Annotated in this window: 14 protein-coding genes; 2 read left to right on the forward strand and 12 right to left on the reverse strand. The window is 44.9% G+C overall.

Annotation, left to right across the window (positions count from 1 at the left end; all coding sequences use genetic code 11):
* Positions 1 to 23 precede the first annotated feature (23 nt).
* Positions 24 to 971 carry a DMT family transporter gene (locus tag ACDJ59_RS13655; RefSeq protein ID WP_413409442.1) on the reverse strand — a complete coding sequence of 316 codons (948 nt, stop codon included), beginning with the start codon at positions 969 to 971 and terminating at the stop codon, positions 24 to 26.
* Between the two features lie 164 nt (positions 972 to 1135).
* Between ACDJ59_RS13655 and ACDJ59_RS13660 the strand changes: the two genes are divergently transcribed.
* A complete protein-coding gene (locus ACDJ59_RS13660; protein ID WP_413409808.1) occupies positions 1136 to 2011 on the forward strand; it encodes a LysR family transcriptional regulator in 876 nt (291 codons plus the stop codon).
* A gap of 42 nt (positions 2012 to 2053) precedes the next feature.
* On the opposite strand, the gene ACDJ59_RS13665 is transcribed toward ACDJ59_RS13660, so the two are convergent.
* The 5 genes from ACDJ59_RS13665 to ACDJ59_RS13685 all read right to left on the reverse strand — a co-directional run bounded on the left by ACDJ59_RS13665 (position 2054) and on the right by ACDJ59_RS13685 (position 5781).
* On the reverse strand, positions 2054 to 2251 hold the full coding sequence (locus ACDJ59_RS13665; protein ID WP_340032744.1) for a hypothetical protein: 198 nt from the start codon (positions 2249 to 2251) through the stop codon (positions 2054 to 2056).
* A gap of 30 nt (positions 2252 to 2281) precedes the next feature.
* Positions 2282 to 2764, reverse strand: coding sequence for a tetratricopeptide repeat protein (locus ACDJ59_RS13670; RefSeq protein ID WP_413409443.1), 483 nt, complete (start codon positions 2762 to 2764; stop codon positions 2282 to 2284).
* A 426-nt stretch (positions 2765 to 3190) separates the two neighbouring features.
* Positions 3191 to 4048, reverse strand: a complete 858-nt coding sequence (cyoE, locus tag ACDJ59_RS13675; protein WP_413409444.1) for a heme o synthase — start codon at positions 4046 to 4048, stop codon at positions 3191 to 3193.
* 156 nt (positions 4049 to 4204) lie between these two features.
* Positions 4205 to 4771, reverse strand: coding sequence for a hypothetical protein (locus tag ACDJ59_RS13680; RefSeq protein WP_036609022.1), 567 nt, complete (start codon positions 4769 to 4771; stop codon positions 4205 to 4207).
* A 656-nt stretch (positions 4772 to 5427) separates the two neighbouring features.
* Positions 5428 to 5781 carry a DUF3243 domain-containing protein gene (locus ACDJ59_RS13685; protein ID WP_036609024.1) on the reverse strand — a complete coding sequence of 118 codons (354 nt, stop codon included), beginning with the start codon at positions 5779 to 5781 and terminating at the stop codon, positions 5428 to 5430.
* Positions 5782 to 6027: 246 nt separating this feature from the next.
* Here ACDJ59_RS13685 and ACDJ59_RS13690 point away from each other — a divergent pair, with 246 nt between their 5' ends.
* Positions 6028 to 6243 (forward strand): hypothetical protein, encoded by a 216-nt coding sequence (locus ACDJ59_RS13690; RefSeq protein ID WP_076216209.1) that lies wholly within the window; start codon positions 6028 to 6030, stop codon positions 6241 to 6243.
* Positions 6244 to 6358: 115 nt separating this feature from the next.
* Here the strand turns inward: ACDJ59_RS13690 and ACDJ59_RS13695 are convergent, their stop codons facing one another.
* The 6 genes from ACDJ59_RS13695 to ACDJ59_RS13720 all read right to left on the reverse strand — a co-directional run bounded on the left by ACDJ59_RS13695 (position 6359) and on the right by ACDJ59_RS13720 (position 12006).
* Positions 6359 to 7276, reverse strand: a complete 918-nt coding sequence (locus ACDJ59_RS13695; protein ID WP_413409446.1) for an NAD(P)/FAD-dependent oxidoreductase — start codon at positions 7274 to 7276, stop codon at positions 6359 to 6361.
* Positions 7277 to 7663: 387 nt separating this feature from the next.
* A complete protein-coding gene (locus ACDJ59_RS13700) occupies positions 7664 to 9295 on the reverse strand; it encodes an S-layer homology domain-containing protein (protein ID WP_413409448.1) in 1632 nt (543 codons plus the stop codon).
* A 94-nt stretch (positions 9296 to 9389) separates the two neighbouring features.
* A complete protein-coding gene (locus tag ACDJ59_RS13705; RefSeq protein WP_017688964.1) occupies positions 9390 to 9989 on the reverse strand; it encodes a nitroreductase family protein in 600 nt (199 codons plus the stop codon).
* 148 nt (positions 9990 to 10137) lie between these two features.
* Positions 10138 to 10392 (reverse strand): hypothetical protein, encoded by a 255-nt coding sequence (locus ACDJ59_RS13710; RefSeq protein ID WP_413409449.1) that lies wholly within the window; start codon positions 10390 to 10392, stop codon positions 10138 to 10140.
* 136 nt (positions 10393 to 10528) lie between these two features.
* The gene (locus ACDJ59_RS13715; protein ID WP_413409809.1) at positions 10529 to 11377 is read right to left on the reverse strand and encodes an AraC family transcriptional regulator; all 849 of its coding nucleotides are present in this window, start codon (positions 11375 to 11377) and stop codon (positions 10529 to 10531) included.
* Between the two features lie 80 nt (positions 11378 to 11457).
* Positions 11458 to 12006: a glutathione peroxidase gene (locus tag ACDJ59_RS13720; RefSeq protein WP_076216217.1), complete on the reverse strand. Its 549-nt coding sequence runs from the start codon at positions 12004 to 12006 to the stop codon at positions 11458 to 11460.
* Positions 12007 to 12184: the final 178 nt, after the last annotated feature.

Below are 12184 nucleotides of genomic sequence, written 5' to 3' on the forward strand. Positions count from 1 at the left end.
CGAAAGGACCCTTTGTCCCCCAATTATACGCCTGGTGCTCCCTGATCGCCGAGTTCCGACTGTAAAACCGGGCGTTTTCTGCGCCAGAAGATAGGCTGTGGAAGTTTGATCTCTGTGATCAGAACACCAACCAACATCAGCGTTGCTCCTGCATATCCTTGTAACGTTAGCGATTCCCCTTGAAAGGTAAATGCAAAGGCCGCTGCAAACAGTGGTTCGAGTGAAAAAATCAGACTTGTTCTTGTAGGAGAGGCATGACGCTGCGCGAGTGTCTGCAGAATATACCCCAAGCCGCTACACAAAACACCTAAGCCAAGAATGGCTGCCCAGGATTCAGCCGTATCGGGCATGCGTGGCGTTTCCATCATAAATGTAGCTGCAATTCCCCACATCGCTGCAACACCTAATTGAACTGTCCCCAATGTTAGTGGATCATGCTTCGGTGTGAACTTGCCAGCAATCATAATATAGATGGCATACACAAGTGCTGCTAGAATGCACAGAATATCTCCCGTGTGCAGACTAAGCTCATGTTGAAGCGTCAACAAGCCAAGCCCGGTAACGGCAACCAAGATACTGAGCGTTAATCGTTTATCCGGCATACGACGATGCTGGATCGTCGTCAGGATCGGTACAAAAATAACGGCCAAACTTATTAGGAATCCCGCTTGGGATGTCGTGGTTCGTTGCACACCATAGGTGATGAATACAAATGCAGCAAATAAAGCTGTCCCCATAATAGCGCCTGCCACAAGTGTTCTGCGATCCATGTTAAACAACCGCCGATGAAAAAGAAGTCCTGCCGCAATAAAGGCAATTCCAAAACGAAATGCGACCAGATTCAATTCTTGCATGGACTCCAGACCCGATTTCATAAACAGATAGGATGATCCCCATATAACCGTTGCGAGCAGCATCTGTATGTCCGCTCTTCTTGTTGCCTGACCTTGATTAACCTGTACACCATTCATCTTGCTTCAACCTTCATTCTATGTATTCTGATCTGTGTGATCGTGCGTCAAACTAACTCGCCTTGGCAAGTATAAACGATCTCTTTGCATTATAAAAATGAATATTTATAATATATATATGAAATAAATTCATGTATCAAAAATGGAAAGGAACGGAACCATTCATGTCACTGGTCAAATACGAAATATTGAATACCGTTGTGGAATATGGCAGTCTCACCAAAGCAGCAGAAGCATTGAATATCACCCAATCCGCAGTCAGTCATGCTATCGCCAGTCTGGAGACAGAATGTGGTTTTTCCCTGCTCCATCGCAGCCGCTCCGGTGTGCGGGTTACCGCTGAAGGGGAACGCATTCTGGGATACACACGGGAGATTCTGCGCTGGACGGAACTGATGAACCAGGAAATCTCCCTCATTCGCGGCGCGGAGATTGGTACGGTGCGTATTGGTACCTTCGCAAGTGTCTCCACACAATGGTTGCCGGGCATCCTGAAACAATTTCGCCTGCGTCATCCCGGAATTGAGATTAAGCTGTGGGAAGGCGATTATGCTGAGATTGAGGGCTGGCTAGCTGGAGGTGCCATCGATCTCGGATTTCTATCCCTCGGCGATTCATCACCTTTTGAGACGATCCCATTACAAAAAGACAGGATGATGTGCATCCTGCCTCTGGATCATCCTCTCGCCTCAGAGGAGTCTGTTTCGTTTGATGTTTTACTGGAGCAACCCTTTATTCTGCCCAAGTGGGGTGGAGATAACGAGATTGAACGACTGATCCGGCAGCATGCAGCCAAGCTTAATGTCGTCTATGAAGTCGCAGAAGATCAAGCCATCATGGCGATGGTCCGTAACGGCCTCGGCATCAGCCTGCTTCCGGAAATGGTTCTTCAAAATCATACCCATGCACTCGCGCTCGTTCCACTCTCTGGAGATCCTTATCGTACGATTGGCATGGCCTGCCCATCTTTGGGCAATCTATCGCCAGCTACGCGGCGTTTCATTGAAGAGGTACAACAGTGGCTCGGCCAGGTAATGTAAATTTGGAGAACTCACTACCTCTGTCGTTAAGATCGATTTCTCCTATCCGTTACTCACAAATTGGATAACGCCGAGGGTCAATATCAGTACAGATATAATCCCAATCGTGATGCCAAAACCAATCAGGAAGCGCACGCCAGGTGAGCGTTTGTTCTGATGGCTGCCTCCTAGGTTATCCAATTTTTGCTCAATTTGATCCAACCTTTCATTTACCTGTTTCAGATCTTGATTGGAGTTCATTCATCCATCTCCCTTTTCTGTGTATTCGATCTATTCCCACACCCGATCGAGCTGATCTGCGTAGTAACGGATGGCTCTGTTATAGTCATTGATTCTCTTGTCACTTGATGTGTCCGCAAGTTGCACGAGCAGTCGTTGCATCGCTTCTGCATGTTCACCCAGATTGTAGAGCACCATGGCATAAAAAACTTCAAATTCCCGGTACGCCGGGAATTCTTTCATCCCTTTTTCAAACCAAACCTTCGCCTGCTCATACTGCCCAAGCGTTCGATATGTGCTGCCCAACCCGAGTATCGCCCCTGCTCTGTCCTCACCAGAAAGACCAAGACTTAGTGCCTTCTCATAATACGGGACAGCTTCCCGCTCCAATCCAAGCGAATCATGTGCCCAAGCCAGCTGATACCAGACATTTGCATTCTCGGGTTCCTGGACTGTAATCTCTTGCAGTAGTTCAATCGCTTCCTGCACCTTACCTTCTTGTCTCCATCGCACGGCCTGTTCCAAATTACTCATGCTGTCACTTCCCATCTTGCATTATAATTTCCACTTATATAATTCAATTGTTTTATTATACCAAAAAAGCACCCTAGAGAATATGTTGTAACAACCAGAGGTTGTCCAAACGCTATTCCATCGTGTGCTTTTTCATTGGATGCAGCCTGTTATAAAAAATGGACTAAAGCATATTTCCACTGGACACTTCGATGACAGAACCACCTTCCGATCGCTGTTATCCCCGGATTTTTCGAATCATTTTAACAAAGGTGAAAATCCGGGGATAAGCGTATGCTTTCGATGCAGCTTTCTTTCAGAAAGCTTTTAGGCGAACGCTTTCGCTTCTTCAGGTTCTTTCTGTCCTCTCCGTTTTGTGTAAATGTTTAGTTCAATTTATATAGCTTAAGCTGAAATCTCTCTGAAAACGATCTGTTCATCGTTTAATTATGACCATACCGTATTCGCTACCATGACAATAAATACAATCATGAGATAGTTCACCGAGATCAGAAAGTTCACTTTTGCCCATTTCTCATCATCCTGTGTCTTCAGTCCGCTAAGTGTATGCACAAACCAGATCAGTCCACCGACCAAAGATACAATCAGAAATACCAGACCTACGTAGTCGTAATAATACAACAGAAATACAGCAGGAAGCAGCAGAAAAACATAAGGAATCATCTGAAACTTGGTGCGTTTCACCCCTTTAACCACTGGCAACAACGGGAAGCCCGCAGCACGATACTCCTCTACCCGACGAATACCCAATGACCAGAAGTGTGGTGGTTGCCACAAGAATAATAGTGCAAACAGCAACCAGGCTCCTGCATCAATCTCATTGGTTACAGACGTATAACCGATGACAGGCGGCATCGCTCCGGCAATTCCACCGAGCGACGTGCTCCACGTTGAACTTCGTTTCAACCACATCGTGTAAATCACGATGTAAGCGAACCACCCAAGCAGTGCCATCCACCCTGATAACGGATTCACCAGGAGATACAGTACTGCTAGTCCCACAACACCAAGAATAATGCCATAGCCAAGTACAACCCCTGGCTTCAGATGGTTAATGTAATCCATCCTTTTTTTGGTGCGCTCCATCTTTTGGTCCAATTCACGATCCCAATAATTGTTGATAACACAAGCTGAAGCAATAACCAAAGTTGATCCAATCACGACCATGAGCAGAGATAACCAGTTGATATCCCATTTTGAAGCTACCCAGAATCCTACCGCCACCGCAAACACATTTAACCTTAGAAGTCCGGGCTTAGTTAATGCAATCATGTCTTTAAGCATGAGGCTCCTCCTGAACTATGTAAAAACGCCATTCCAATAATGATACATGTACCTACCATTAATTACAATCGCTTTCATGAATTTGTCATAACCAAAAAGCATCCCTCACCGTTCCAATGAACAGGAGGAATGCTTGATGATGAATTTCATCTTATTTTATGGAATGTATTGTTGCACAATTTTAGTAACTTTTCCGTCCTGCACTGTCAGATGATACGGGAATACGGATAGATCAAGAATACGGGTATTCTCATACAACGATTCGAACTTGGATAATGTCACAGGTTCATTCCACTGAATATCTGCGCCCTGCATCGTACCATCCCGATCATACAACTGCATCAATACTTCAGCATTGGCACTAACCTCAACTTGTTCCTGCTCTTTGCTATCGTTGACAATATAGTAACCATCTGGAGCACCGTCTATACCTGCTTCCGGATTGCGCTGTGCAAAAATCGCATCGGCCTCTTCACCCTGATACCAGCCAATCTTGTCCACTGTCATAAACAATTTGCCGTCTTCTATATGCATACCTTCAACATAGGCTGTAAACATCTCGGAGTTTGCAACTTGAGCTTCTTTCGCAGAAGGTTGTTGAGCGTCCGTACTACCTTGAGCATTCGCAGGGGTAAGTAAATATGTAGTCAGCACAATCATGCCAAGTAAAGCAACAACTGCACCGATCATTCCTAGTTTCCATTGTTTTGTCGCGTTCTTCATAGGTAACATCTCTCCTTAATATGAACGTTACTATTCCTTAACCGGAAGTCTTGCTTCTCAAACGCTCATGTGAACTATCGATTCCAACGTTCTTTCTTTTCCTATCATACTTCGAACAGGGATTATAAAAGTATCAGCCAGATTAAAAATAGTTACAATGTGCGTCATCACTCCTGTCTGTAGTCTCCGTAAACGGCAATAACCCCTGAAGGCATCGCCATTCAGAGGTTATTAACTAGGGTGTGTCTTTTAAACTCAGGCAAGTGATACGTTGAAGGATGTCTGTGTCCCAAACATCTTGAAGTCCAAGCTACCTAGTCCTGACGAATGGTCCAGATAACTAAGGAATCGAGGACGTCTTATTTGGTCTTCTGGCGGTCCTTTTATTTTGTAAGGAACATGAGACACGTTATTTGCCAGAATTCCCTGAAAACACGCTATTAACGGCTGTTTGTACTAGTATAACGTGTGTCAGATTCCTTAGATTGCTGCGGGACTTCCAAACCCTTGAATAAGACGTCACAGGTTCGTTAGCGCTCCCTCTATCTGCCCTGATCCAGATATGTTCAAGAGTTACGCTCCAGCTTTTGGCAGGTATTTGGCAGGTTTGAAGACCAGCTCAAAGTATTTCTTATGCTTAGGCATAGACGCTAATCTTAATGATTGGGTGTGGAGCTTTGTGCCAAACGAACGAGCATATGAGCCAACATATGGCGTTCATCTTCCTTGCCAACATTCCACAGCTCCTGAAGCAGTTTTTCTTCACGATTACGGGGTTCCTCCCGAGCTGCCAGATAATCTGCTACTTTCTCAGCAATTTTGGCCATCTGCTCTTCGCTTAATCCGATCGACTCACCCATCGCAATTCGTTTACCCAAGTATTCTTTGAATGCATCAAAGTTCTGTAGGATCTGTTCTCTTTCTTCCGGCGCAATCTTCTCAATTGCATTGTCCACCTTGTCAGTTGAAACTTGGCCATCTTTATGGATTACATGATTTTCTTCATTCATCTGAATAACCTCCTGCATAATAGTTGTTTATTGGTTTCAAGCTTTAAACTTAATACTCATTGGTTATCTATAATATAAACGTATTGCTGAAGTTTAATCAGTACGTTCAATTCTGTATATATCTTCTAGATATGAGCAAGTACACGTTTCAAAAGAACTACAGCGGTTAATCGTTTACATATACGTATCGGTGTTTGGATATGTTAATGAACACCTTATACAATATCGAACCAGGAGGGATTCCCCATGCGTGATAAAACCAAACATGAGAAGACAAACGATGAACTTGAACCAGGAGTGAATACCGTTATCCATCCAGACAAAAATAATCCCGGACCAACCGATATGATCGAAGGCGTGGTTGGTGATATCGTGGACAACATTCGCAAAGATTTCTCCCATGACTCGAAGGACGAGAAGTCTTCCTCCAAGTCAACGGATTCATCAGATAAACAAGCGTAATCCTTTTCTCCCTAGCAAAAGATAGCTCAAAAAGTCCTCCTGCCACATGCATGGCTTGGGAGGACTTTTTGGTAATGAACAATTGAATAATCAACCTCATATCTGGAGGTGAAATTCATCGTGAATCCTTGGTCATCTGCTGTAACGCCTTATGAATCCAGATCGCGGCAATGGAACCTTCACCCATCGCAACGGTTGCTTGTTCTGCGTGCAGGCCCAGATCCCCGGCAATCCACACATTAGTCGCTGCCTGCAAGCTGCGCGGATCGGCTTCCACATGTTTATTATCTGCGATTACAGCTCCAAGCTGCTCCGCCAGTTCATAGTGTACCCGGTTGCCTCCAAATGCGATAAATCCACGCTCCGACTCAAAAATCTGTCCATCTTCGGTCAGAACACCGGTGATATGGCCATCCTCAATCTGTTGTACTTCCTGAACAGCCGCTTCCAGATAACGAACTCCCGCCTCTTTCATGCTCCGATGCAGCTCTGCAGATATGGGAGCCTGCTCATGATTGATATATAACAGATCATTCGTACGCTGAATTAAAATCATCGCCATATTGGCACCTGGTTCGCCAGATCCCAATAGTACCGTACGTTGATTCTGAATCTCATAACCATCGCAATCAGGGCAGACATACACTGTTCGGCCCAGCGTAGGGGTTAGACCCGGAATGTCCGGAACTCTATCCGTGAGCCCCGTTGCCAATAACACGGTTTTGCTCCTATATTCAGATCCGGAAGTACCGAATAATTGAATATGTTCTCCCTTACGTGCCGCTTTAATGATACGGTCTTTCTCAAAAGATACACCGGTCTGCTCTGCCTGCATCCTGCCTCGTTCTCTAAGCTCTTCACCGGATACCCCATCGGGGAAACCGAGGATATTATGATAAGTCCGGCACAACGTCGATCTGCCTTCTCCCGCGTCGATTACCAACACCTGATGAGCTGAATAACGTCCAAGCTGAATGGCTGCCTGAAGCCCTGCGAGCCCTCCACCTACTATTATGCAATCAACCTCTCGCATGCTCCTTCTCCTCCTGAACTATACACATTGAACTAAAGAATATTTACACTAATCACTCCGATGACAGAACAACCTTCCGATCGCTGTTATCCCCAGATTTTTTTAATACCTTTTACAAAGGGTAAATCCGGGGATAAGCGTATGCTTTCGATGCAGCTTTCTTTCAGAAAGCTTTTAGGCGAACACTTCGCTTCTTCAGATTCATTCTGCCCTCTCCGTTTTGTGTAAATGTTTAGCTCAATATATATATATTTTGTCCTTATATACATTAAACCGTTCAGCCAAGCTTAAACGATTCCTCATATTCCTTATCTTATACCAAAATAAACAGGCCCAAACCATCCGTAGGAATCACGGTGAGTTTGGGCCTATAAGATTTATGATTACTTAGAAGTTATAAGATTCAAATCGCGATGCATTCGAGATGGCGTTCCATACATCCGCTGTTTCGCCGCCCATATACCAGTAAGCCAGTCCAGCAATTTGCCGTTGCTCACTCATTAACACTTTGGCTGATAACGAACGACTGTCCTCTGCCCATATATATCTTGGCTTACCATTACTGTTGTACCCGATAATATATTGAACCAGACTTGCATCCCATCGTCTTACAGATCCCGTAGCATGCGCACGCATTCCCTGGTCTGCCAGTGTAATGTCCCAAGAACTGGTTGCCGGATTCACGGAAGACCAGTCTCGTGTATATAACGGAAGGGCCAAAATTGTTTTGGCACGTACCACCTCGGAGAGCATGGTATCCAAAGCCTTTTCTACCCATGGAAGAGACGCCACTGATCCTGCTTTCGGATCACCGTTCCAGTGTTCCTCGTATCCCATCAGCACCATATAATCCGATACAGCGCCCAGTTTGGCATAATCAAATGCATCCGTCCAATCAGTACCAAGGTCGGGCGAAACGTCCACGGACACCACAGCACCGAGTGCGTGCAACGTAGCCGTCAAAGAGGTCACAAATGCCGTCAGCCCTTCACGATCCGCAGGATCAACATTCTCGAAGTCCACATTAATGCCGTCCAATTTATAGGTTTTGACATAAGCGGCTACCTGTGAAATCACTGTCGCTCGGTTGGCCGAACTGGATAACATCTGATGTGTAATTGCCGAATCGGAACGATTACCGAGCAATGGCCATAGCTGCCTGTCGGTGGCGGATGCCCAGGAGATCAATGCCGGGTCCGCGTGATCTGTTACTTTCATACTGCTGTTCAGGAAAAACCAGCGTGGGACAAGTGTATTGACCTCAGACTGTTCCACTTGTTTCTTGAATTCAGTTGTAGTGGAGTTATATTGCCAGCCCAACTGAACACCAAGTTCATCCCCACGTTGTAACTGCTCAGACCATGTTTTCTTTTGTAAAATGGCATCGAGCATTACGGCTGCTTCTTCTCGCGTTACCTGGTCATGTGGTCGGAACACGCCTCCGCTTCCCCGCATTAGTCCAAGTTGATATACCGTCTGAACATAAGGACGTGCCCAGTCCGAGATATCCGCTGCGTCGAAATACGTTGAAGATAAGAGCGAGGTCTCTACGGGTTGTTGTTTTAACATTCGCACAAGGAGGGCAGCCGCTTCTTCGCGCGTAATGGAAGCATTAGGCTGGAACGTTCCCTGACCCTTTCCCTCCAAAATAAAAAGATTCGTCATGGCAGCAACGTTGCCGTAATACCAAGCATTCATGCTTATATCCTGATAGGGATTTATATTATTTTTAACGGGCTTCAAACCTAGCAATCTCACCGCAAACGTCGCAAATTCTGCACGAGTAACGGCTTTCTTCGGTTCAAACGTAGTCTCTGACGTACCTGCAGCAATGCCTTTGTCCACCAGATGTGTAATGGCATCCTTGGCATAACTGGTACGCGTATCCTGAAACTGTTGCTGCACGGTTGCAGCCTGAACGGTAGAGCCGTATCCAGCCACCGATCCAAGTGTTAATAAACCGCATAAAGCCATTTTCCATATCCGTTGGTTCGTTATGTCTTTTAATCTATTATTCACATCAAAAAGCCTCGCTTCATTGGATTACGATCAACTATCATCGTATCAAATTGAAGCGAGGCCGTATGTGGTTAAATGTTGGGAAATGCGAAGCTTACTTGTGTACTTTTACGCGCTCTTCAATGGGTTGGAATTCTTTCTCACCCGGTGCTGCCGTTGGTTTACCAAATGGCATCTGAGCGATCAATCTCCAGTTCTCAGGGATGTTCCATTCTTGCTTCACTTTCTCGTCAATCAACGGATTGTAGTGCTGCAAAGATGCACCCAGACCTTCTTGTTCCAGAGCAGTCCAGATTACCAGTTGCAACATACCGTTGGATTGGTTAGCCCAGATTGGGAAGTTATCTGCATAAGCTGCAAAATTTTGTTGAAGCTGTGCGATCGCATTGTTATCTTCGAAGAAGAGAACCGTACCATATCCGCTGCGGAATCCAGTCATTTTTTCTGCTGTGGATTTGAAGGCTTCTTCATTGCCTACGACTTCACGCAAAATGTCTTCTGTGTGATTCCACAATTTATCATGTTGTTCACCGAGCAATACAACGGCACGGGATGTTTGTGAGTTAAAGGAAGTTGGTGTATATTTCACCGCTTCTTCTACGATTTCCTGGATTTTAGCATCCGAAATTGTAGATTCCTTGCTGATTCCATAATAAGATCTTCTGTTTTTCAACGCATCAAAAAAAGTTGTCATTCTTATTCGCCTCCCAAATTTTTTTTTCAATTGCCAACACAGTAACTATAATATAGTAACATACATTAGTCAACAAACTAATTTATTTTCACTAAATATACATTCACTGAAAATATTTCAACAAGTTTGCCCAACACAGCAATTGGAATTATCCTTCGCCCGTCTTTTTGCGATAATCCGCCCGGTATTTCTCTTCCGTAGACGAGTTACTTTTTGTCTGATCTTTATTCTTCTCTTCCTGAGCTTCCATATTCAGATCTTCCATCGGAATTGGATCTACAGTCTGTTCTTCTTCATGTCGGTCAAGCAGACTTTCGTGCTCTGTCTTATATTGTTCAGGATTGTCATGGGATTGTTCCTGTTGGGTATCGTTGTTATTCTGATCCGGTGTGCGCTGTTTCATTCATATTCGCCTCCTCTGGGTTCATTACCTTTCTTTACCTGTTCTGCGTGTCCTCTAAACACAGTGGGATGCATTCCTCAAACGAAAATCAACAAAAAAAGCCAACCATACAAGCTGGTCAGCTCAAAGACGACTTCTATGATTGGCGATGCAATTGGGTACGGTACAGATCAGGCGAACATCCCACACTTTGTTTGAACATGCGACTAAAATGCGAAAGGCGCTTGAAACCGGACAATCGACTTGCTTCTGTCACGGTGATCTCAGGCTGAAACTGAAACAAAAGCTTCGCCTGATTGATACGACGGTCATACAGGTATTTGAATATCGTCAAACCTGTCATTTCCTTAAACATGCCTGCCAGATATGGCTTGGACAGATGTAACTCCAGTGCCAGATCATCCAGACCAATGTCCTTCATATAATGGGTATCCACATAACGAATAATGTGTTGGACATGTCGCTCCCTCTCCGATGAGGGAAGTTGTTCCTGGACATCACCCTGGCAGATCTCTGCTACAAAATACAACAGATCACACAGTCTGACATTCATTCGCTCTTGCCTGAAATTGCTCTGACTTTGAGACAGACGATGAAGATCATGCAATAGAGCTTCGAATTCAGAGCGGTTATCTCCCTTCAGATTGACCCGGCAATTTCTGAGTTCTTCAAATGGTCTCAGGACCTCAGCCATACGGTCCGGATGCAGGCTGCTGCGGATTGCAGACGGATCAAAATGCAGTGTGCTTCGCTCATAAGCACTGCCTGGCTTCGGATGTGGTCGATGAAGAGTCAAGCCATGCATTAACACCAGATCACCCGGCTCCAGGTTATATACCCGGTCTCCTATGATGTAGGTACTTTCTCCATCATGAAAATAATAAATCTCATAATGTGGATGTGAGTGGAATCCATCTGACTTGCCTGGGTTAAATATGCTGGTGGATCGGTAACTATACTCCAGTGAAGCACTAAATTGCATCATGCTCGGCACATTCATGCACCTCCTGTTCGGAAGAGGGAAACGATTTGTGTCATGCCCCTGTAGGATATATGAAAGTGAAATTATAGAAGCTGTTTAATACTCTCTTGAATCTCGTCGATGGAGTCGATCGGTTCGAAGCGTCTGACCACACGACCCTCTGCATCAATCAGGAATTTCGTGAAATTCCATTTGATTGCATCGCCGTGTAACCATTCTGGTGCCTTCTCAGCCACCATTAATTTCAATAATTTGGCCTGTATATCTGTTTCATCAAAGCCGGCAAAAGGCCCTGATCTTTTCAAAAAGTCGTAGAGCGGGTGCGCCGCTTCTCCATTCACATCCAGTTTGGAGAACATCGGAAATTTAACACCATAGTTAATCTGGCAAAACGATTCCGCTTCCGAACTGCTTCCAGGCTCTTGCTCTGCAAACTGGTTACACGGGAAACCAATAATCTGAAGTCCTTGATCCTTGTACTGGTCATACAGCTTCTGCATGTCATCGAACTGGTGCGTATATTTACATTTACTTGCCGTGTTTACGATGAGCACAGGTTTTCCTTCATATTGATAGAGCGGGAAACGCTCTCCACTGGTTCTGGTTACGGTAAAGTCGTAGATGGTTGGCATAAGTCTAGTGCACCTCGCGATAGTTATGTAGTCATACAGCATCATATGTCATTGTTAATTATATACGAAGTTTGAACTATTGTATCGGGGGAAGATTAATTCTCCCTTTTAACAGAAAACCCTTCTGCCGCGAAAATCTCTTCGTTCAGCAAAAGGGTTATTATATGGGATCACAATG

It is taken from the genome of Paenibacillus amylolyticus (assembly GCF_047302515.1).
GTDB lineage: Bacteria > Bacillota > Bacilli > Paenibacillales > Paenibacillaceae > Paenibacillus > Paenibacillus amylolyticus_G.